We start from the raw sequence: 20,090 nt of genomic DNA on the forward strand, positions 1-20,090 counted from the left end.
CCGCGCCGCAATGCGCTGCTGGCAGGGCCGTAAGTCCCCAAGTACTGAGGCCAAACGGCGGCTGTGGCCTCGTGCCCCCGGGCATATCGTGAGGCGGGTGACGGGAGATCAATTGAGCAGCGAGGCAGATGCTTTCGCCGCCCGCCCCGGCCTCACCGCGCCGCCCGCCCTTCTGCACGCGCGGCCGCGCATGGGCTCGGCCCGCGACCGCCGCCCGGTCCACGCCTGCCGCATCGACGAAGCGCACTGATGCAACCCACCGAAGGAAGAACACCATGAGCGATTTCACCTACGTCCGCTTCTTCGAAGAGATCGGCATCTCCGACGTCCCGCTCGTCGGCGGGAAGAACGCCTCGCTCGGCGAGATGTTCCAGAAGCTCACCGGACAGGGCGTGCGGGTCCCGCATGGGTTCGCGATCACCGCCGAGGCCTACCGGCACATGCTGGACAGCGCCGGCGCCTGGGACGCGCTGCACGCCGCGCTCGACGACCTCGACCCCGACGACGTCACCGCGCTGGCCCGCAAGGGCAAGCGGGCCCGCGAAATCGTCTACGGCGCAGGGCTTCCCCCGGAACTCGCCGCCGAGATCACCGCCGCCTACCGGCAGCTGCAGGAGGAATACGGCGAAGACGTCAGCCTGGCCGTGCGCAGCTCGGCGACCGCCGAAGACCTGCCGACCGCCAGCTTCGCCGGCCAGCAGGAGACCTTCCTCAACATCAAGGGCACCGAGAGCCTGCTGGACGCCTGCCGCCGGTGTTTCGCGAGCCTGTTCACCGACCGGGCCATCCACTACCGGATCGACCAGGACTTCGACCACTTCAAGGTGGCGCTGTCGATCGGCGTCATGAAGATGGTGCGCTCCGACCTCGCCTCGTCCGGGGTGATGTTCACCCTGGACACCGAATCCGGCTTCCACGACGTCGTATTCATCACCGGCGCCTACGGGCTCGGCGAGAACGTGGTCCAGGGCGCCGTCGACCCCGACGAGTTCTACGTGCACAAGCCGACGTATCAGGCCGGCCACCGGGCGGTGCTGCGCCGGCTGATCGGGGACAAGGCGGTCAAGATGATCTTCGTCGAGGGCGAGACGAAGAACACCACGCGCAACATCCCCACGCCGAAGGCCGACCGGGCCCGGTTCTGCGTCACCGACGACGACGTCCTCGAGCTGGCCGGCTACGCCTGCGCCATCGAGGGCCACTACGGGCGGCCGATGGACATCGAATGGGCCAAGGACGGTCTCGACGGGCGGATCTACATCGTCCAGGCGCGCCCCGAAACCGCGGCCTCCCAGCGCAGCCAGACGATGATCGAAAGCTACGTGCTCGAGGGCAAGGGCGCCGAACGCAAGGAGGTGCTCGCCGAGGGCCGCTCGGTCGGCGAGAAGGTCGCCACGGGCATCGCCAGGCGGATGGACAACCTCGGGAAGCTGTCGGAGTTCCAGCCCGGCGACGTGCTGGTCGCCGACATCACCACGCCCGACTGGGAACCGATCATGAAGATCGCGGCGGCCATCGTCACCAACCGCGGCGGGCGCACCTGCCACGCGGCGATCATCGCCCGCGAGCTCGGCATTCCCGCCGTCGTCGGCGCGGGGAACGCCACCACGACCGTGCCCGACGGCGAGCTCGTCACGGTGTCGTGCGTGGAGGGCGACACGGGGCGGGTCTACCGCGGCGAGTTGGGCTTTCGCGTCGACCACACCGAGCTGTCCGATCAGGAGCGCCCGCAGACCGAGATCATGCTCAACCTCGGCAACCCGGACCTGGCGTTCAAGACGTCGTTCCTGCCGAACGACGGCGTGGGACTGGCCCGGATGGAGTTCATCATCAACGAGTACATCCGGGTGCACCCGCTGGCCCTGCTCCACCCCGACCGGGTGGACGACCCCGAGGCCCGGCGTACGATCGACACGCTGACTTACGCCTATTCCGACGGCGCCGAATTCTTCGTCGAGCGCCTGTCGGAAGGGATCGGCACCATCGCCGCCGCCTTCTGGCCCAAGCCCGTCGTCGTGCGGATGTCGGACTTCAAGACCAACGAGTACGCCAGCCTGGTCGGCGGCAGCGGCTTCGAAGCGGCCGAGAGCAACCCGATGATCGGCTTCCGCGGCGCCTCGCGCTACGCGCACCCGGCCTATGCCGAGGGATTCGCGCTGGAGTGCCGGGCGATGAAGCGGGTGCGCGAACAGATGGGGCTGACCAACGTCGTGCTGATGGTGCCGTTCGTGCGCCGGGTGGCCGAGGCGGACCTGGTCCTGGCCGAGATGGCCAAACACGGTCTGCGCCGCGGGGAGAACGGGCTCAAGGTGTACGCGATGTGCGAGATCCCCAACAACGTCATCCTCATCGACGAGTTCGCCAAGCGCTTCGACGGGTTCTCCATCGGATCCAACGACCTCACCCAGCTGACCCTCGGGGTCGACCGGGACAGCGAGATCGTGGCCTTCGACTACGACGAACGCGACGCGGGAGTCAAAGAGATGATCCGTCTGGCCGTGGAGGGCTGCCGCCGCAACGGGATTCACTCCGGGTTGTGCGGTCAGGCGCCGTCGGACTACCCCGACATGGCCGAGTTCCTGGTTCGCTGCGGCATCGACTCGATCAGCCTGAACCCCGACGTGGTGGTCAAGACCACCCGGCAGATCCTGGACCTCGAGCGTGCGGTGCAACGGCCGAGCGTCACGCCAGCGTGACGCAGGAGCTCGAGCGTCACGCCAGCGTGGCGCTTGAGGCGTCCCGCGGTGGCTGGCGATAGAGGGCGGCGCCGGCGACGACGTCGGCCCCGGCCGCGACGAACAGGACCCGCGCTCCCGACGGCAACCGCTCGGCCCGCGCTCCGAACGCGGCGGCCAGGGCGGCGGTGTGCATGTGTTCGTCGTCGGCGACGCTGATCTCCTCGACCGGCACGCCCAGCCGGGCGCCCAGCGCGGCGCGGTATCCGGGACGGGCGGGGGCGGCGACGATCGCGTCGACGTCGGACAGGCGCACCGATTGCTCGGCAAGGCACGCCGACACCGCCCGACCGGCCGCCGCGGCGAACCGCTCGTCCATCGCCGCCGACTCGGAAAACCGCAGGACGTTGCGTGAGTCGGCGAAACCAACTGTAGCGCTGAAGGTTTCGTCACCATTTTCGCTGTGGTCGTTCACCCAGGACACCCGGCTGAGGCCGTAGTCGCCGTCGGACCAACCACACAGCATCGCCGCGCCGGCGCCCGAGAATCCGAAGTGCTCGCTCATCCCGTGGCCGGGGTCGGCGTCGCTGGCGACCACCAGCGCGCGCCGGATGGCGCGGCTGCGCATGAAGCCGTCGACGATCTGCAGCGCAGTCAGGAGCCCGCACGTGCCGTTGGCGATGTCGAAGGAGAACGTGCCGTGGGCGCCTGCGTGCGGATCCTCCGGGTTGGCGCCGATGTCGTCCTGGATCAGCGCGGCGAGCGCCGGCTCACCGAGGTTGCGGTCGCGGTAAATGCCTGCGTTGATGACGAGGTCGAGGTCTTTCGCCTCGCATCCGGCCCGCTTCAGGCAGTCCTTGGCGGCGACGACGGCCAGGTGCAACGCGCTGTGGCGCCCGCGCAGCCGCGGGTGCGAGACGTCGATCCGATCAATCACCGTGCCCATAGCGGCTCACCACATCCTCGTCCAGGGTCAACAAGACCACACCGATTTCCAGCCCGGAGGCCAACGCCAGCAACGCGATTCGCTCTCCCGGCTTGATTCGCCCGGCCTCGAGTTCCTCGACGAGCGCCACCGTGTGGGTCGTCGAGGCGGTGTTACCGTAGCGGTCGACGGTGATCACCGCGTCGTGGCGCGGGCTGTCGCCGAACACTTCCGACATCCGGGCCATTCCCTTGCGGATCGCGCGCGCGGACGTCTGGTGGGTGATGACGTGATCGATGTCGTGGATCGAAAGGCCAACGGTGTCAAGCACTTCGCTCAGCAGCAGCGGAGTGTTGGCTATCGCGGCCTTCTGGATGGCGCGGGAGTTGGTGAACATGCGCGCGCCCGGGTCGTCGCCCTGCGGATACGCCAGGCAGAGCCGGCTGTAGTCGGCCACGGTGGTGAAGCCCGCCAGCGCGATGCCGGCCGAACCGGCCGGCGCCCGCTCCAGCAGCAGCGCCGCGCCGGCATCGCCCAGGGTCAGGCAGGCCAGCTCCTTGCTCATGATGTTGCGGATGTGCCGGGCGGCATTGTTGGAGAGCTGCGAGATGTACTCACCGCTGACGACGAGCCCGCGCTCGACGACGCCCTGGCGAATCCAGTTGTTCAAGATCGTTACGCCCGTGAGCATTCCGGCGCACGCGTTGGACACGTCGAACGTCATCGCGTTCACCGCCCCGATCCCGCGCGCCACGGCGCTGCTCATGGTCGGCTCGAGCCACTGGGTCAGCCCGTCGCGGAACTTGGTGATGCTGCAGCTGATCACCACGTCCAGCGCCGCCGGATCCTGCTGCGCGGTGGCCAGGCAGTTCAGCGCCGCCGAACTGGCCAGGGTGTAGGAATCCTCATCGCCCACCGACACCCGGCGTTCGCGGATCCCGGTCAGCCGTTCCAGGTCGATGTGGGTGCGGTGGCGGGTGGATGCCATCAGCTCGTCGGTCGTCAGGTGGGTGCCGGGCAGATGCCGGCCCGCGCCCGCGACTCGCGCGACGAAGGGAGCCTCACCGCCCTCCCCGTTCGTTTCCATCACCAGCCAGTGCCGAGTCATCGATGACACCTCCTTGGCTTCGTCCTTGCGGTGGTCCTGGGCATGTCCGGTCACCCACGCATCTCGAGGACCTCGGTCACCGGACGCCGGGCGGTGGGTTTCGCGTGTGGGTCCCCGGCCGGTGACCGGCCGACCCGGATCAGCAGCTGCGGCTGGCCGGAACCGCCGGTGATCTGCCTGATGATGTCGCGGCTCTGCGACATCTCCGTCATGTGGGTCAACGTGCAGGTGGCCATGCCGGCCACAGTGCATTCGAGCAGCACCGCCGACAGCGCCTCACCGCAGCGCAGCACCTCGGTCGGCGCATCGTCGTGACGGGTGGACAGGACCACGATCTTGGAGTGGTCCGCCTCGATGGAGGCGCGGCGGCGGCCCCCACCCGCCGGCGGGAACGCGCGGGCGATGTCGACGCGCGCGGCCTCGGAACTGGACAGCAGAGCGCTTTCGGGCACGTGTTCGGCGTTCGCTTCGAAGGGTGATGTCCACCAACGTAATTCGGTCAGATAGGAGGTGTCGCTTCGGCGCAGCTGCTCGGTGAGCCGCGACGCCTCAGCCAGCCTCGGCCGCTCGTCGTCGTCGACCACGTCCAGTGAAACGTCGTATGGTGTCACCGCGCGGATCAGGGCCGCATGCAGCGTGGGCCACGCGGCCGGTGCGCCCAGGGGCAGCCGGTCGGTGCGGCGGCGAAGGATGGCTTCGGCCCGCAGCCGGCGCTGCGGCGTCACGTTCTCCACGGGCAGAAAGCCCACGCTCGCGAGGTGATCCGGCCTGCCCTCGGTGGGGAACCGTTCGGTGACGCTTTCCCAGCCCGCGGCGGCCATGGCGACCCTTAGGTGGTCGAGGGCGGCCCCGCAGCTCAGGATCAGCTCCCGGCCGGTGTGGTCGGTGGCGTGCATCGCGTGGTGCGGGTCGGCCCACAGGTGCAGCCTCGTGCCGTCGGCGACCCACCGCCAGGGCTGGCTGTTGTGCAGCGAAGGCGCGCGGCACGCGAGGGTCACCGCGTCCCGGATGACCTGCTCGGTCGGCACTTTCGCGTCCATGTCCACCGTTTCGTCGACTTCGGTGAGGCAAACTGTATGCGCCGTGCGCGGGTGCGGGCAGGGCCGTTGGTCCCCGACGGCCGGGACGTTGGCACCTGCCGAGGGCGTTATGTCGTGCGCGCCCAGAGGTCGTGCGCCTCGCGGGCGACGAGGTCGGGGCGCCGCGAGGTGTCGATCCGGTGCGCGCCGACCCAGTCGGCATGCCCGGCGGCCAGGGCGGCGGCGATCTCCGGGGTGACCTCCGAAGTGCCCGCGGGCCTGGTCTTGATCCGGTCGGCCGCCACGTCGGCCGTCGCCGAGCACACGAATTCGACGAGCGCCGAATGCGTCTCGGTGGCCAGCCGGTGAGCCTGCTCGCGCGTCCGCGGATCGCGCCAGGTGCCGTCGAGGATCACCGAGTGCCCCTCGCCCAGCAACCGCCGCGCGCGGCTCAGCGCGGTCTCGTAGACCACCGTCACCTGGTCGGGGCTGTAGAGCCCGGCGTTCAGCACGCCGGGCTCACCGGCGATGGCACCCGAGTCCCTCAGCTCCCGGCGCACGTCGTCGGTGGAAATAAGCTGAGCGTCAAATGATTCGGCCAGCCCGCGCGCCACGGTGGACTTCCCGGTGCCGGGGTTGCCGCCGACGAGCGCCAGCCGAACGGTGCCGCTCTGCAGGTGCCGGGTGGCGATGGCCAGGTGGCGCGCGGCGTCGCCGGACGCGCCTGGGCTGCCCTGCGAAACCCGGACGCAGTCCACCTTGGCCCGCACCCCGGCCCGGTAGGCGATGTAGAAGTCAGCCAGCGCCCGTGGCGCCGCCCGACCCGCGTGCTCGGCGTAGCGCCTCAGGAAGTGGTCGCCGAAGTCCTTGCGGCCCAAAAACTCCAGGTCCATCGCGAGGAAGGCGGCGTCGTCGATGCAGTCGACGTGGCGCAGCCGGTCGTCGAACTCCAGGCAGTCCAGCAGCGCGGGGCTGCCACCGACCCAGAAGATGTCGTCGGCGAGCAGGTCGCCGTGCCCGTCGACGATGCGCCCCTCGCGGATGCGCCGCTCGAACAGCCGCGAGCGCCCGGCGACGAACTGGGCCACCAGGCGCCGCAGCAGGTCGACGTCGTCGGCCTCGACCCCCGGAATCGACTGGCTCGCATAGCGTTCCAATTCGGACAGGTTCTCCCGCCAGCGCCCCTCGATCGCGCCGGCCTCGCCCTGGGCGTCGATCCGCTCGCCGCGCTCGGCGCGTTCGTGGAAGCGGGCCAGCACGGCCGCGACCGCGTCCAGCACGCGGTGCACGGACTCCGCGGTGTCGTGGGCCACCAGGTGCGCGAGGCGGTCCTCGTCGCGGTAGCGCCGCATGACCACGACCGGTTCGGCCGGCCCGCCGAGCGGGTCGGTGAGGTGGGCGACGCCGAGGTAGCTGTCGGGCGAGAGCCGGCCGTTCAGCTCGACCTCCCGGCGGCAGGCGTGCTCGCGCTGCTGCGGCGCGCGGAAGTCGAGAAAGTCGGTCAGCACCGGCTTCTTGGCTTTGTATGCGCGGTCGCCGGCGAGAATGACGACGCCGGTGTGGGTTTCGTGCACATCGAGAAACGGCACGGCGGCGGCGCGACCCTACGACGGTCGGGCGACGATGACGGGCATGCGGACCGAGTGGACGACGGCGTTGCTGACCGAGCCCAGCAACACGCCCGACAGGCCGCCCCTGCCGTGGCTGCCCACGACGACGAGTTGGGCGGACTCCGACTGTTCGATGAGCTGCCGCGCGGGCCGGTCGGATACGACGACCCGGTGCACGGTGACGTCGGGATATCGTTCCTGCCAGCCGGCCAGCTGTTCGGCCAGGCTCCGCTCGGCTTCCCCCTTCACCGCCGACCAGTCCACCCCGGGCAGTTCGAAGACGTCGACGTCACTCCACGCGTGCAGGGCGGTCAGCCCGACTCCGCGACGCGACGCCTCGTCGAAAGCGACGGCCACCGCAACCTCCGAGGCGGGCGAGCCGTCGATGCCCACGAGCACCGGCGCCTGCTGAGGGTGCTCCATCAGCGGATCCTCGTCGCGGATCACGGCGACCGGGCAGCGCGCGCCGCGGACCACGCTGCTGCTCACCGAGCCCAGCAGCAGCCTGCCCACCGCGCCGCGTCCGTTGCTTCCGACGACGACCATCTCGGCCTCTTTGGACATCTCGACCAGCGTGGGCACCGGGGGCGCACAACGCAGCTCGCTTCGGACGTCGATCTTGCGGTCGGTGGTGACGGCGTCCTCGGCGATCTTGACCGCCTGCTCGAGCACCTCTCGGCCTTGCTCCTCCTGCCACACGGCCACGCCCGTCGACAGGGGAAGGGCCGGATACATCGGCACCATCGCGTTCACCATGTGGACGATGGTCAGCGGGACGTGTCGCATCGCCGCGTCACGGGCCGCCCAACAGACGGCGGCGTTCGAAGCCGGCGACCCATCGATTCCGACGACGATGCCGTGGCGGTTTGCCATTGCGGACATGATGTTCTCCCTCTCCTCCCCCAAAACGCTATGGCGCGACCGACCGTCGATCATGAGGCTTTAGTCACCAACCGCATGGCCATGAGGCCCCCCTGCGCCGACGGGCCTTGACGGCCGCGTGCGCTGTGGCATCGTCACAGCAATGACTGAATGGCCTGTCACCGTGGACGGGCGCTACCACGACGCGGTGATCCTCGGGCTCGACTGTGTGATCGAACAGACCTCGCCGGACGTCGTCGAGGCCCGCGATTCGACCGCCGTGCTGTTGCGGCGGCTGCGCGAGGCCGGCATCGCCGCCGCCGTCTATTCCTCGGGCCGCGAATGCGCACCCCTGTTGCGCGCCGCGGGAATTGAGGAATTGGTGGACGTCGCCGTCTGCCCGGCCGAGTCCGCCGCGCAGGGGGACGCGGCGCTGACCGTGGCGGTGGCGCGCCTGGGGGTGCGCCCGGTCCGTTGCGTCCTCGTCGACTGCGACGAAGGGGGAATCGCGGCGGGCCGGGACCACGGCTTCGGGCTCGTCATCGGCCTCGAGCGCAACGGGGGTGGAGACGGGTTGCTGTCCCTCGGGGCGGACGCCATCGTCGCCGACTTCGCCGGGATCACGGTGCGGCGCGGGGGCTCCCCGTTGTCGACCATCGCGGACGCGACGGGTGTCTACAGCCAGCTGAAGGAGCTGGTGGCCAGCCGGCGGCCGGCGGTGTTTCTCGACTTCGACGGCACGCTGTCCGAGATCGTCGCCCAGCCGGCGTCCGCCACACCGGTCGAGGGTGCGCCCGAAGCGCTGCGCGCGCTCGCGGCGGAGTGCCCCGTCGCGGTGGTCAGCGGACGCGAGGTGGGTGATCTTCGCGACCGCGTGCGCGTCGACGGGATCTGGTACGCGGGCAGCCACGGTTTCGAGCTCGTCGCACCGGACGGGACCCACCACGACAACGCCGACGCCCTCGGCGCCATCGACGCGCTGGCGCGTGCGGCCGACCGGTTGACGGAGCTGCTCGCCGGTGTCCCGGGAATCCATTTGGAGCGCAAGAGGTTTGCGGTCGCGGTCCACTACCGCCACGTCGACTCCGAACGGGTCGATGGGGTGATCGCGGCGGTACGCAAGCTCGCGCGATCCGAATGGCTGCGGATCACGATGGGTCGCAGGGTCATCGAACTGCGCCCCAGCCTCGACTGGGACAAGGGCACGACGCTCAACTGGATCCTCGAACAAATCCAGGGAACCGGCGGCGATGCGGTGTTGCCGATCTACGTAGGCGACGACATCACCGACGAGGACGCCTTCGATGCGGTCCAATTCGACGGAGTCGGAATTGTGGTGCGGCACAACGAGGATGGGGATCGCCCATCGGCCGCGTTCGTCAGCCTGGCCGATCCGTTCGCCGTCCGCGACTTCGTCCGGCGGCTGGCCGACGATCTGCACGAGGCCGCCGCCGCACCCAACGACGCGTGGGAACTGGTCTATGAGGGTTACGACCCCACCTACGAGCGGCTGCGCGAAACGCTGTGCACCGTCGGCAACGGCTACGTCGCCAGCCGCGGCTGCGCCCCGGAGGCCACCGCAAGCGCGGCGCACTACCCGGGGACGTATGCGGCCGGGGTTTACAACACGCTGGCCGATCGGGTCGCCGGCCGGACGATCGAGAACGAAAGCCTGGTCAATCTGCCCAACTGGTTGCCGTTGACCTTCCGGATCAACGGCGGGCCGTGGTTTCACATCGACGACACCGAATTGTTGTCCTACCGGCAGACATTCGACCTGCGGCACGCGACGCTGACGCGCACGCTGCGATTCTCCGACGGTGCGGGCCAGATCACGAGAATGACCCAACAGCGGTTCGCATCCATGCACGAGCCGCATCTGCTCGCCCTGCAGACGACGGTCGTCGCGGAGAACTGGTCGGGCACCGTCGAGTTCCGGTCCCTGCTGGACGGCGGCGTGGGCAACACCATGGTCGAGCGCTACCGTTCGCTGTCGAGCAGACACCTCACGTCACCGGCTATCGACGAATTCGCCGACGAATCGGTGATCTTGCGGACCGAGACGTCGCAGTCGCGCATCGCCATCGCGGTGGCCGCTCGCACCACCGTGTGGTGCGATGACGCCCGAGCCGTCGCCCAGTACAAGGTCGTGGCCGAGCCCGACCGTGGCGGCCACGACATCCAGGTGGCGTTGGCCGAGGGCCAATCGGTCACCTGCGAAAAGATCGCGGCCGTCTTCACCGGCCGGGACAACGCGATATCGGAGCCGGCGAGCACCGCGCAGCTACATCTCGATGCCGCCGGCCGGTATGCCGAGCTGCATCGTCAGCACGCCCGCGCCTGGGACCTGTTGTGGGAACAATGCGCGATCGGCCTGACCGACGGCGCCGACGCGCTGCGGATCCTGCGGTTGCACCTGGTGCACCTGCTGCAGACGCTCTCGCCACACACCGCCGAACTCGACGCCGGTGTGCCGGCCAGGGGCCTGCACGGCGAGGCCTACCGCGGACACGTGTTCTGGGACTCGCTGTTCGTCTCCCCGGTGCTGAGCGTGCGCATGCCCAATGTGGCACGCTCGCTGCTGATTTACCGTTATCGGCGCCTTCCGGAGGCCCGCCGGGCGGCACACCGGGCCGGTTATCTGGGTGCGATGTACCCCTGGCAGTCGGGCAGCGACGGACGCGAGGTGAGCCAGGAGGTGCACCTGAACCCGGAGTCCGGCCGCTGGAATCCGGATGCCAGCGCCCGGGCGCACCACGTGGGTCTGGCCATCGCCTACAACACCTGGCAGCACTACCAGGTGACCGGAGACCGGCAGTTTCTCGTCGACTACGGCGCCGAGATGCTGGTGGAGATCGCGCGTTTCTGGGTCGGGCTCGCCAGCTTCGACGAGACCCGCGGCCGCTACACGATCAAGGGCATCGTCGGCCCCGACGAGTTCCATTCGGGTTATCCGGGCAAGGAATACGACGGGATCGACAACAACGCATACACCAACGTGATGGCGGTCTGGACCATCCTGCGGGCGATGGACGCCTTGGACCTGCTCCCGCTGCGGGACCGCCTGGACCTCGTCGGCAAGATCGACCTGACGAGCGAAGAGCTCGGCCGGTGGGAGCACGTGACGCGGCGCATGTTCGTTCCGTTCCACGACAACGTGATCAGCCAGTTCGAGGGCTATTCGCAACTGGCGGAACTGGATTGGGACCAATACCGGCAGCGCTACGGCAACATCCAGCGGCTCGACCGCATCCTGGAGGCCGAGAACGACAGTGTGAACAACTACAAGGCGTCCAAGCAGGCCGACGTGTTGATGCTGTTCTACCTGCTGTCGTCGGACGAGTTGCTGGCTCTGTTGGGCCGGCTCGGCTACCGCTTCGCGCCGGAGCGGATCCCTGAGACGGTGGACTACTACCTCGCGCGCACCTCCGAGGGATCGACGCTGAGCGCCCTGGTCCATTCGTGGGTGCTCACCCGCGCCAACCGGCACCACGCCATGAAGTACTTCGTGCAGGTGCTCGCGTCCGACATCGTCGACATCCAGGGCGGCACCACGGCGGAGGGTATCCACCTGGCCGCGATGGCCGGCAGCATCGATCTGCTGCAACGGTGTTTCACCGGACTGGAGACCCGCGACGACCGGTTGATCCTGAGCCCGCAGTGGCCGAAGGCGCTGGATCCGATCGAGTTTCCGTTCGTCTATCGCGGCGAACGGCTGCACCTGCGGGTCAGCGGGCGGGCGGCCGAGCTGACGTCCGAGGCCGGCAACAGCGCATCGGTCACGGTGGAATGCCGTGGCCGCGTGCACCAGCTGCTACCCGGGCGCACGGTCGAGGTCGCCTGAGGTCAGGTGACCAATGCCCGCGAACGGGGGCCGAACGGCCCTGCTGAACCGCGCCGCGCCCCCATAACGTGACCAGTGCCGGGCCTTCAGGGTCCGCTGGCCAGTCTCCGGGAGGACGCGATGAACAATCCGCAGCAGCGGATCGTGGTGGGTATCGACGGCTCGGACGCCGCGATCAATGCGGCCAAGTGGGCCGCCGCCGAGGCCGTCAGCCGTGACGTCCCGCTCCGGCTGATTCACGCCGTCCCCCGGCGGAACGCCGGCGACGACAGCCTGGACATCCAATACGCCCAAACCGCGCTGCGCGCCGCCGATGCGGCGCTTCAGGCCACGGGTCAGCAGGTGAAGATCGAGTGCGACATCGTGCGCGGCTCATCCGAGGACGCGCTGATCGACGAATCACGCAGTGCCGCAATGGTTTGCGTGGGCTCGGTCGGCACGGGCTGGGTGGCGCGTAAGGTCCTGGGCTCGACCGCGGAAACCCTGGCGCACAAGGCGCACTGCCCGGTGGCCGTGATCCGCAGCCGTGGCGCCGAGCCGGATGACGGATTCGTCGCCGTCGCCGTCGGGGAATCGGCCGGCAACGACGCCGTGCTCGAACACGGCTTCCGCGAGGCCCGCCTGCGTGAGGCGCCGATCCTGGCGATGGGCGTCTGGCGGTGGGGCCTCGGCGAGATCCCCTACAGCCAGCTCGAGCAGCGGCTCGGCCCCTGGGTGGCGCAGCACCGCGAGGTGCACGTCCAGCCCGCCGCGGCCAGGCGCGGCGCGGCCGAATTCCTCACGCACACAACCGAGCCGGTTCAGCTCGCGGTGGTGGGCGGCGAGGACGCGGACAAGGTCGCCCGGATCGTGGGACCGATCACCTCGCACCCGAGCGGAAACGCGGGGTGTTCGGTGCTCGTCGTGCGTGACTGACGGCGAGCTACCCGGCCGCCCATTCGGTGGCGCTGTCGAGCTCGTCGGATGAGAAGATGGCGAACTCGCCGGGGACCAGCCACGCGACGGCGTGCAGGACATGGGCGACCCAGTCCTTGTCGGAGACCACCGCGATCCGCTTGAACGCCGCGTGGTGCGGCAGCACGGTGCCCAAGCCCAGCTTGAGGTCCTCGAGGAATCCGCCCGGCCCGAATCCCTCGTAATCGGGCGCGATCACCTCGACGATGCGGACCTCGCCGGTCTCTAGCACCCGCTCGATCTGGGGCTTGAAGTCACGCAGCTCGTCGCCGCGCAGCCGGCCCGACACCCGGATGCCGATCACTTTCTCCGGCATGCTCGGCAACAGTTCGATCATTTGCGAGCCTCCCTCACGCGCAAGGTTCTTCTTCTCAACGGACAACCAACACGGGCACCCGCGCCGACTGCGCGACGGCCGAACTCACCGAGCCGAGCAACATTCCGGGGAATCCGCCACGGCCGCGGCTACCGACCACCACCAGCTGGGCGCGTTCGGATTCCTTGAGTAACCACTCGGACGGCTTGTCGCAGAACAGTTTCCGTTCGACTCGCACGTCGGGATACCGCTCGTGCCAGCCGGCCAGGCGTTCGGCGAGGGTTTCGGCCGCCTGGATCTCGCGGTCGCGCCAGTCCATGCCGAGGATGGGGAACACCCCCACGTCGCTCCAGACGTGCACGGCCACCAGGCCGACCCCCCTGCGGGAGGCCTCGTCGAAGGCCAGCGTGGTCGCGTCCTCCGACGCCGGGGAGCCGTCGATGCCGAGCACCACGGGCGCGGCCGGATCGGGCGCCGACCCTTCGGCGGAGTGAATCACCGCGACCGGGCAGTGGGCGTAGTGCACGAGTCCCGTGGTCACCGAGCCCAACAGCAGGCGACCCACCGCGCCCAGCCCCTGGCTTCCGGCGACGATCATCCGGGCATCCTTGGAGGCCTCAACAAGTGCCGGGACGATGGCTGAATACCTGGTCTCCGTGTGGATTTCGGGCGGCGCGGAGTCGCCGACGCTGGCGTTGAGCGTCTTGCGGGCCTGGTCGATGACGTGCTGGGCGCTGTCGTGCTGCCATTCGGGCATGTCCGCGTACAGCTGGCCCACCGGCCATCCGACCACGACGGGGGGAACCGCGTGCACCAGCGTGATGGGCAGATCACGCATGAGGGCCTCCCGCGTCCCCCAGGCCACGGCGGCGTCGGATGCCGCCGACCCGTCGACACACACCAGTACGCCGTATTTCGTCGCGCTCTGCGTCATTGTTCTGCTCCTCTACACGCCGTCGAATTCGGGCAGCTCGATCTCGAGATGGCGAACCGAGCCGTGATCGATTGGCCGGCAAGGCCAGCCGAGATCGAAGAAGACCGTGAGCATCGGGTGGTTCTCTTCGAGGACGTCGGCGACGAACCGATCGATGCCATGCGCCCGAGCGATCGGGGCCAGGTGCTTGAGCAAGGCGGTGCCCACGCCCACCGAATGATCCTGATGCGCAACCACAATCGCCACCTCGGCCACCTGCGGATCGTCGACGACGACGCAGTGCGCCACGCCGATCAGCCGGTCGGCGTCGAAGGCGCCCAGCGCGTACAAACCATCCGCGGGCCCGGTCAGCTTCGCGACGAGCTCATGCAGCGGTGACAGCTGCAGCGTGAAGAAGCGGAAGTACCGGTCATAGTCGGACAGCTGCTCATGCAGCGCCAAGACGGCCTCGGCGTCGGCAACGGTCAGAGCGCGCAACGACACCAGGCGTCCGTCGAGCAGCCGAGCAGATTCCGCCGCGTCCACCGACCGATCACTCACGACCCCGACGGTAGTCCGGGGCGGCGCCGTCGGGCAGGGCCGTTAGGCCCAAGGGCCGCCCCCCTTTGGTCCCGCCGGGGCGACGTTACTGATCGATGAGCGGGGCGACCCAGTGCACCCGGGTGCCACCCTCCGGGGGGCCGGTGATCTCGCAGGCACCGCCGAGTTGTTCGGCGCGGCGCCGCATGTTGCCCAGGCCGCTGCTGCGCGTGTTGCCGACAGGGATGCCGGAGCCGTTGTCGATGATGTCCAGGACGAACATGTCGGCGACGCTGATCTCGACGGTCAGGCGCGATCCACCGGAATGGCGCAGGGCGTTGCTGACGGCTTCCGTGGCCACCGCCTCGGCGTGGTCGGCAAGCTCTCCGCCGACGGCGGTCATCGGTCCGTGCATCCGCACGGTGGTCACGACGTCGCGATTCTCGGTCAGATCGGCGACCACCTGTTGGATGCGGCGCCGGAAGTCGCCGTTCTTACCCATCGGGGATTTCAGCTGGAAGATCGTCGTGCGGATCTCCTCGATGATGGTCTGCAGGTCGTCGAGGGTGCGGTTGAGCCGGTCGGCGACCTCCGGGGAGCGCGCCCGCGCCAGCGTTCCCTGCAGGTCCATGCCGGCGGCGAAAAGCCGCTGGATGACGTGGTCGTGCAAATCGTGCGCGATGCGCTCGCGCTCGGCCAGGATGCTCAGCTGCCGCGCGTCGTCGCGGGCCGACGCGAGCACCAGCGCCATCGCCGCATGCGTGGCGAAGTCGTTGACCAGATCGAGGTAGCTGTCGTCGAACGGCGGCTGGTCGGCGCCGCGGGCGATCGCGATGACACCGACGACCTCGTCGCGGGCGCGCAGCGGCATCAGGATCGCCGGGCGCTGCCCGACGTCGGTGAACGCCTGAATCGGGTACTGCAACGTCTCGGTGATCAGCGGTTCGCCCGAGCGGAACACGGTGCCGCTGGTGGACGCGTCCACCGGGACCCGCTGGCCGACCACCTCGTCGGCGTGCACCCCGACGGCCGCGGAGACCACCAGCGTGTCGACCTCGTCGTCGGGCAGGTCGGGATCGCCGGGCACCAGGACGATCGCCTGTTCGGCGTCGGTCAGGACCCGGGCCTGTTCGGCGATCAGCTGCAGCGGGCGCCGGTGCGGAGCGGCGCTGGAGAGCAGGGCGGTCGTGATCTCACGGCTGGCCTCCATCCACTTGACGGCCGTCCGCTCGCGCTGGAAGACCTGCGCGTTGTCGATCGCGACGGCGGCGGCGAATGCCAGCGCGCGGGCGGCCACCTCGTCGGATTCGGAGAACACCCGCACCGGATCGACGTGGGTGAGGTAGAGGTTGCCGAACACGTTGCCCCGGATGGTGATCGGCACCGCGAGGAAGGCGCGCATCGGAGGATGGTGTTCGGGGAACCCGACGGCGGCCGGATGGGCGGTCAGATCAGTCATCCGAAGGGCCGGCGTGTCCAGCAGCGACAGGCTCAGCAGGCCCTTGCCGAACGGCAGGTGCCCGATGCGGGAGACGGTGTCGGCGTCCATTCCCTCGTGGACGAACCTGACGAGGTTGCCCTCGGGATCGCGGATGGCCAGGGCCCCGTAGGGCGCCGAGGTCAGCTTCCTGGCGGCGCCGATGATCCGGTGCAGCGTGGCGTCGAGGTCGAGGCCCGCACCGATCTCGACGATGACGCGGAGCAACTGCTCCATCTGGTCGCGGGCGGCCAACAACTCGTCGAGCTGCTCGTGCATCCTCCCGACCAGCCCGCGCTGGCCGAGTCCGGCGAATGCCGAGCCGCCGTCGTCGCTCCTCAACCCGTCAAAACCTCCACGACACTTTTGCTCAATGTCAGATGGCAAAATCAGCGTAGTCGCAATTTGTCAAGCGCCCAAGCGAAGAGTTCCCGTCGATGACGTGACGTGTTGCGGTTGCCGGCTAGTCGGCAGGCGCGTCCGCTGGCGGTTGGGAATGGCCGGGCCGTTGATCCAGCTTCGACGCGAACACCGCCGCCTGGGTCCGGCGCTCCATGCCGAGTTTGGCGAGGAGCCGCGACACGTAGTTCTTCACCGTCTTCTCGGCGAGGAACATCCGTGCGGCTATCTGCCTGTTGGTGAGGCCCTCGCTGAGCAGACCCAGCAGCGTTCGCTCCTGCTCGGTGAGGCCGGACAGCGGGTCTTCGCGTTCGGCCGCGCCGCGAAGCTTCGCCATCAGCGCGGCCGCGGCGCGGTTGTCCAGCAGCGACTTGCCCGCGCCCACCTCCTTGATGGCGTGGGCCAACTCCATGCCCTTGATGTCCTTGACCACATAGCCGCTGGCGCCGGCCAGAATGGCCTCCAGCATCGCCTCGTCGGAGGTGAAGGACGTCAACATCAGGCACCGCAGGTCGGGGTGATCGGACACCAGGTCCCGGCACAGCTCGATGCCGTTGCCGTCGGGAAGCCGCACGTCGAGCACGGCGACGTCGGGCTGCAGCGCCGGGATACGCGCCTTCGCCTCGGAGACGGAACCCGCCTCGCCGACGATTTCGAGCTCGGGGTCCGACGCCAGGAGGTCGGCGAGACCGCGCCGGACGACCTCGTGGTCGTCGACCAGGAAAACCTTGACCATTAAGAACCCTTCCGATGGTCGTATGACCTCAATATCACACATCCATCATCGTCCGAGTTCACAAATGTTGCTGATTCACCACCAACAGCGAACACCGGGCGTCCTGCATCACCGAGCTGCCGACCGGTCCGACGAGTTCGGCCACGTGCCGACGGTTGTGGGCGCCGACGATCACCAACCCCACCGGCCCGTCCGGGGCGGCGAGGTATTCGAGCAGTCCGGCGTGGATCGCCACGGATTCGACACGCAGCTGCGGATGGCTTCGCTTCCAGCGGGCGAGCCGGCGATCGAGGTCGGCGAGCGCCCGCCGATCGGCCTCGCTGCCCCACACGCCATGCTCGCTCTGCGCGGTGCGCCGCGAGACGACCGCCTGGAGCGCGGCGCCACGCAACAGGGCCTCGTCGACGGCCGCGTCCAGCAGCACCGAGTCCGGGGACCCGTCGATCTCGACGACCGCCTTTCCTCCGGATTGCCGGTGGTGGTCGTCGCGGCCGCGGACGATCGCCACCGGGCAGTGCGCCGAGACGGCCAGCGCCGCGGCGGTGGAGCCGACCCGGCCCGGTTGAAAGTGGCGCAGCCCGACGGCTCCCACGCAGACCATCACCGCCGACGCCGACGAACGAATCAGCGACCCGACCGCGGGTCCGTGGACGATTTCCGTCTCGATCGCCACCGGCCTGCCCGCGGCGCGGATCGCGCTGACCGCCTGGCCGACCGCGAGCTCCGCCGTTTGTTCGCCGCCTTCGGCCTCGGTCGCGTAGAGCAGACGCAGCGGAACGTCACGACTCACCGCCTCGTCGACCGCCCATAGCGCCGCGCGGATCGCCGCCTTGGAACCATCGATACCGGCGACGACCGACTCGGTTCGGGCGGTCTCCGTCATCTCAGTGGCGAACCACGAGCACCGAGCAGTCGGGGTAGCCGACGATCGGATGACAGTTCGGGGTGACCAGCCCCGCGATCTCGTCGGCATCGGCACTGCCGACCACCGCGAGTTCGATTGTGCCACCGGGCTTCTCGCTGGGTCTGGCGCCGGTGCCCGCAGCGACGGTCTGGACGTGGACGTCCGGGTAGCGGCGGACCCAGCTGTTCAGCCGCCGGTCGATCTGCCGGACGGTGGCGTGGCGGCGGCGCCCTTCCTCCATGGCCTGGTGTACCACCTCGTCGTTGTCGGGCTCGTCGTTGAGCACAACGGCGATCACCCCGAGCTCCGTCGGCGACCCGTCGGGATTGGTGCGGATGATCGCGACCGGGCAGTGCGCGCGCGCCACCAGGCCGGCCGCGGTCGGGCCCAACAGCCCGTCGGACGCCCATCCCCGCCTGGCGGTGCCGACACACACCAGGGCGGCGTCCAGCGATTGGTCGATCAACGCCTGCGCGGGGTCACCGGAGACGATCGCCGTCTCGATCTCGACCGCCTTGCGCTCACTCTGGATGGCGGACTCCGCTTCGCACAGCGCGATTTCGCCGCGTTCGACCTCCCATTCCGAGGTGGGGCCCGACCCGGCGTGGCCCCCTCGTGGGGGGATGACATAGACCAGGCGCAGCGGCATCTGCCGGCCGATCGCCTCGTCGATCGCCCACTTCGCGGCGTTCACCGCGGCTTTCGAGCCGTTGACGCCGACGACCACGGCCTTGGCGTCCAGCTGGTTCATGTCGGCTCCTAGGGTTCCATTCGCTTTCAAGGCTATTGCGCCGGCGCCCCGCGACGGAGGGGCCGTTAGGCCCCAGCTGCGAAGTCGTTCGGCCCCACCTCCGCGGGTTCGGCCACCAGCTCGAACAACCGCTCCACGTCGACGCGCTCGAAGACCGCCGTACCGGGCGTCATCAGCATCGCCGCGCCCGCCGCGATCCCGTACCGAACGGATTTGGCGAGCGGCCACCCACGGGTGATACCCACCGTGATCGCGGCGACCATCGCGTCGCCGGCCCCGACGCCGCTGCCGCTACGCATCGGGACCGCCGGAAAGCGTTGGCTGGCATGGCGTGTCGCGAGCAGCGCGCCGTAGGACCCCAGGGACACCACGACGACCTGTGCGTGGCCGCTGTCGATCAGCTGATGGGCGGCGGCCAATTGCTCGGACTCGGTGGCGAGTCGGCGGCCGACGCATTCCCTCAGCTCGCGCACGCTCGCCTTGAGCAGATACACGCCCGAGGAGATGTGCTGCAGGCCGCCGCCGGAGGTGTCCAGAATCAGCTTCACGCCCAGCTCCCGGCAGATGTCGGCGACCCGCTGGTAGTAGTCGGCCGGGACGCCCGGCGGCAGGCTGCCGCTGGCCACGACGACTTCGGCCGTCTGGGCGGCGGCCCGCAGTTCGGCGAGGCATTGCTCCTGTTCGAAGGCGTTGAGCTCCGGGCCCGGCAGGACGAACCGGTATTGCTGGCCCGTGCTGGTCTCGTTGACGGAAAAACTCTCGCGGGTCTGGGCGGCGATCGGGATCTGCAGGAACGGCACCTCCGCCTCGCCGAGCAGGGTGGTGACGAGGCCACCGTGCGACCCGCCCGCCGGAAACACCGCCAGCACCGGGCTGCCGAGGACCTTCGCGATCCGCGCGACGTTGATGCCGCCGCCGCCCGGGTCGTAGCGCGTCGCCGAGCAGCGCAATTTGTCGGTCGGCCGCACCACGCCGACGCTCGTGGTGATGTCGAGCGCGGGATTCATGGTCAACGTGACGATTCTTCGGCTCAGCGCCCGATCGGCCGGCATCTGTAT

The 20,090-nt window shown here is 69.3% G+C and carries 17 protein-coding genes; 4 read left to right on the top strand and 13 right to left on the bottom strand.

Going from position 1 to position 20,090, the window contains the following annotated elements:
- Window positions 1-97: 97 nt before the first annotated feature.
- Window positions 98-250: a hypothetical protein gene (locus A5701_RS28400; protein ID WP_156670279.1), complete on the top strand. Its 153-nt coding sequence runs from the start codon at window positions 98-100 to the stop codon at window positions 248-250.
- A gap of 25 nt (window positions 251-275) precedes the next feature.
- Window positions 276-2,696 carry a phosphoenolpyruvate synthase gene (gene ppsA, locus A5701_RS26395; protein WP_067761121.1) on the top strand — a complete coding sequence of 807 codons (2,421 nt, stop codon included), beginning with the start codon at window positions 276-278 and terminating at the stop codon, window positions 2,694-2,696.
- Between the two features lie 16 nt (window positions 2,697-2,712).
- On the opposite strand, the gene A5701_RS26400 is transcribed toward ppsA, so the two are convergent.
- The 5 genes from A5701_RS26400 to A5701_RS26420 all read right to left on the bottom strand — a co-directional run bounded on the left by A5701_RS26400 (window position 2,713) and on the right by A5701_RS26420 (window position 8,219).
- Entirely contained in the window at window positions 2,713-3,621 is a 909-nt protein-coding gene (locus A5701_RS26400; RefSeq protein WP_067761125.1) for a 3-oxoacyl-ACP synthase, read from the bottom strand.
- On the bottom strand, window positions 3,605-4,708 hold the full coding sequence (locus tag A5701_RS26405) for a 3-oxoacyl-ACP synthase III family protein (protein WP_067761178.1): 1,104 nt from the start codon (window positions 4,706-4,708) through the stop codon (window positions 3,605-3,607). Before A5701_RS26405 ends, A5701_RS26400 begins: the two co-directional genes overlap by 17 nt.
- 50 nt (window positions 4,709-4,758) lie before the next feature.
- The gene (locus tag A5701_RS26410) at window positions 4,759-5,748 is read right to left on the bottom strand and encodes an NAD(P)H nitroreductase (protein WP_067761127.1); all 990 of its coding nucleotides are present in this window, start codon (window positions 5,746-5,748) and stop codon (window positions 4,759-4,761) included.
- Between the two features lie 107 nt (window positions 5,749-5,855).
- On the bottom strand, window positions 5,856-7,316 hold the full coding sequence (locus A5701_RS26415; RefSeq protein ID WP_156670280.1) for a bifunctional aminoglycoside phosphotransferase/ATP-binding protein: 1,461 nt from the start codon (window positions 7,314-7,316) through the stop codon (window positions 5,856-5,858).
- A gap of 15 nt (window positions 7,317-7,331) precedes the next feature.
- Complete coding sequence (locus tag A5701_RS26420) at window positions 7,332-8,219, bottom strand: universal stress protein (RefSeq protein WP_067761183.1); 888 nt, start codon at window positions 8,217-8,219, stop codon at window positions 7,332-7,334.
- A gap of 118 nt (window positions 8,220-8,337) precedes the next feature.
- Between A5701_RS26420 and otsB the strand changes: the two genes are divergently transcribed.
- Together otsB and A5701_RS26430 are read left to right on the top strand one after the other, a co-directional pair.
- Entirely contained in the window at window positions 8,338-12,042 is a 3,705-nt protein-coding gene (gene otsB, locus A5701_RS26425; protein WP_231972887.1) for a trehalose-phosphatase, read from the top strand.
- A 120-nt stretch (window positions 12,043-12,162) separates the two neighbouring features.
- Window positions 12,163-12,957: a universal stress protein gene (locus A5701_RS26430; protein WP_067761132.1), complete on the top strand. Its 795-nt coding sequence runs from the start codon at window positions 12,163-12,165 to the stop codon at window positions 12,955-12,957.
- Between the two features lie 7 nt (window positions 12,958-12,964).
- On the opposite strand, the gene A5701_RS26435 is transcribed toward A5701_RS26430, so the two are convergent.
- The 8 genes from A5701_RS26435 to A5701_RS26470 form a co-directional block, all read right to left on the bottom strand.
- On the bottom strand, window positions 12,965-13,333 hold the full coding sequence (locus A5701_RS26435; protein ID WP_067761135.1) for an STAS/SEC14 domain-containing protein: 369 nt from the start codon (window positions 13,331-13,333) through the stop codon (window positions 12,965-12,967).
- 34 nt (window positions 13,334-13,367) lie between these two features.
- Entirely contained in the window at window positions 13,368-14,246 is an 879-nt protein-coding gene (locus A5701_RS26440; RefSeq protein ID WP_067761137.1) for a universal stress protein, read from the bottom strand.
- 12 nt (window positions 14,247-14,258) lie between these two features.
- Window positions 14,259-14,786, bottom strand: coding sequence for a GNAT family N-acetyltransferase (locus A5701_RS26445; RefSeq protein WP_067761139.1), 528 nt, complete (start codon window positions 14,784-14,786; stop codon window positions 14,259-14,261).
- A gap of 85 nt (window positions 14,787-14,871) precedes the next feature.
- Window positions 14,872-16,521 carry a GAF domain-containing sensor histidine kinase gene (locus A5701_RS26450; protein ID WP_197499053.1) on the bottom strand — a complete coding sequence of 550 codons (1,650 nt, stop codon included), beginning with the start codon at window positions 16,519-16,521 and terminating at the stop codon, window positions 14,872-14,874.
- A gap of 184 nt (window positions 16,522-16,705) precedes the next feature.
- Window positions 16,706-17,377, bottom strand: a complete 672-nt coding sequence (locus tag A5701_RS26455; protein WP_067761143.1) for a response regulator transcription factor — start codon at window positions 17,375-17,377, stop codon at window positions 16,706-16,708.
- Window positions 17,378-17,435: 58 nt separating this feature from the next.
- Window positions 17,436-18,260: a universal stress protein gene (locus tag A5701_RS26460; RefSeq protein WP_067761145.1), complete on the bottom strand. Its 825-nt coding sequence runs from the start codon at window positions 18,258-18,260 to the stop codon at window positions 17,436-17,438.
- Window position 18,261: 1 nt separating this feature from the next.
- Window positions 18,262-19,032, bottom strand: coding sequence for a universal stress protein (locus tag A5701_RS26465; RefSeq protein WP_067761147.1), 771 nt, complete (start codon window positions 19,030-19,032; stop codon window positions 18,262-18,264).
- 65 nt (window positions 19,033-19,097) lie between these two features.
- Window positions 19,098-20,084, bottom strand: a complete 987-nt coding sequence (locus A5701_RS26470; protein ID WP_067761185.1) for a 1-phosphofructokinase family hexose kinase — start codon at window positions 20,082-20,084, stop codon at window positions 19,098-19,100.
- Window positions 20,085-20,090: the final 6 nt, after the last annotated feature.

The organism is Mycobacterium sp. E3305 (assembly GCF_001666785.1).
Taxonomy (GTDB): Bacteria; Actinomycetota; Actinomycetes; order Mycobacteriales; family Mycobacteriaceae; genus Mycobacterium.

Excerpts from the sequence above, each read along its gene's own strand:
- ppsA (WP_067761121.1), top strand. The coding sequence starts at position 276 with ATGAGCGATTTCACCTACGTCCGCTTCTTCGAAGAGATCGGCATCTCC.
- A5701_RS26400 (WP_067761125.1), bottom strand. The coding sequence starts at position 3,621 with ATGGGCACGGTGATTGATCGGATCGACGTCTCGCACCCGCGGCTGCGC.
- A5701_RS26405 (WP_067761178.1), bottom strand. The coding sequence starts at position 4,708 with ATGACTCGGCACTGGCTGGTGATGGAAACGAACGGGGAGGGCGGTGAG.
- A5701_RS26410 (WP_067761127.1), bottom strand. The coding sequence starts at position 5,748 with ATGGACGCGAAAGTGCCGACCGAGCAGGTCATCCGGGACGCGGTGACC.
- A5701_RS26420 (WP_067761183.1), bottom strand. The coding sequence starts at position 8,219 with ATGTCCGCAATGGCAAACCGCCACGGCATCGTCGTCGGAATCGATGGG.
- A5701_RS26430 (WP_067761132.1), top strand. The coding sequence starts at position 12,163 with ATGAACAATCCGCAGCAGCGGATCGTGGTGGGTATCGACGGCTCGGAC.
- A5701_RS26435 (WP_067761135.1), bottom strand. The coding sequence starts at position 13,333 with ATGATCGAACTGTTGCCGAGCATGCCGGAGAAAGTGATCGGCATCCGG.
- A5701_RS26440 (WP_067761137.1), bottom strand. The coding sequence starts at position 14,246 with ATGACGCAGAGCGCGACGAAATACGGCGTACTGGTGTGTGTCGACGGG.
- A5701_RS26450 (WP_197499053.1), bottom strand. The coding sequence starts at position 16,521 with ATGCACGAGCAGCTCGACGAGTTGTTGGCCGCCCGCGACCAGATGGAG.
- A5701_RS26455 (WP_067761143.1), bottom strand. The coding sequence starts at position 17,377 with ATGGTCAAGGTTTTCCTGGTCGACGACCACGAGGTCGTCCGGCGCGGT.
- A5701_RS26460 (WP_067761145.1), bottom strand. The coding sequence starts at position 18,260 with ATGACGGAGACCGCCCGAACCGAGTCGGTCGTCGCCGGTATCGATGGT.
- A5701_RS26465 (WP_067761147.1), bottom strand. The coding sequence starts at position 19,032 with ATGAACCAGCTGGACGCCAAGGCCGTGGTCGTCGGCGTCAACGGCTCG.
- A5701_RS26470 (WP_067761185.1), bottom strand. The coding sequence starts at position 20,084 with ATGCCGGCCGATCGGGCGCTGAGCCGAAGAATCGTCACGTTGACCATG.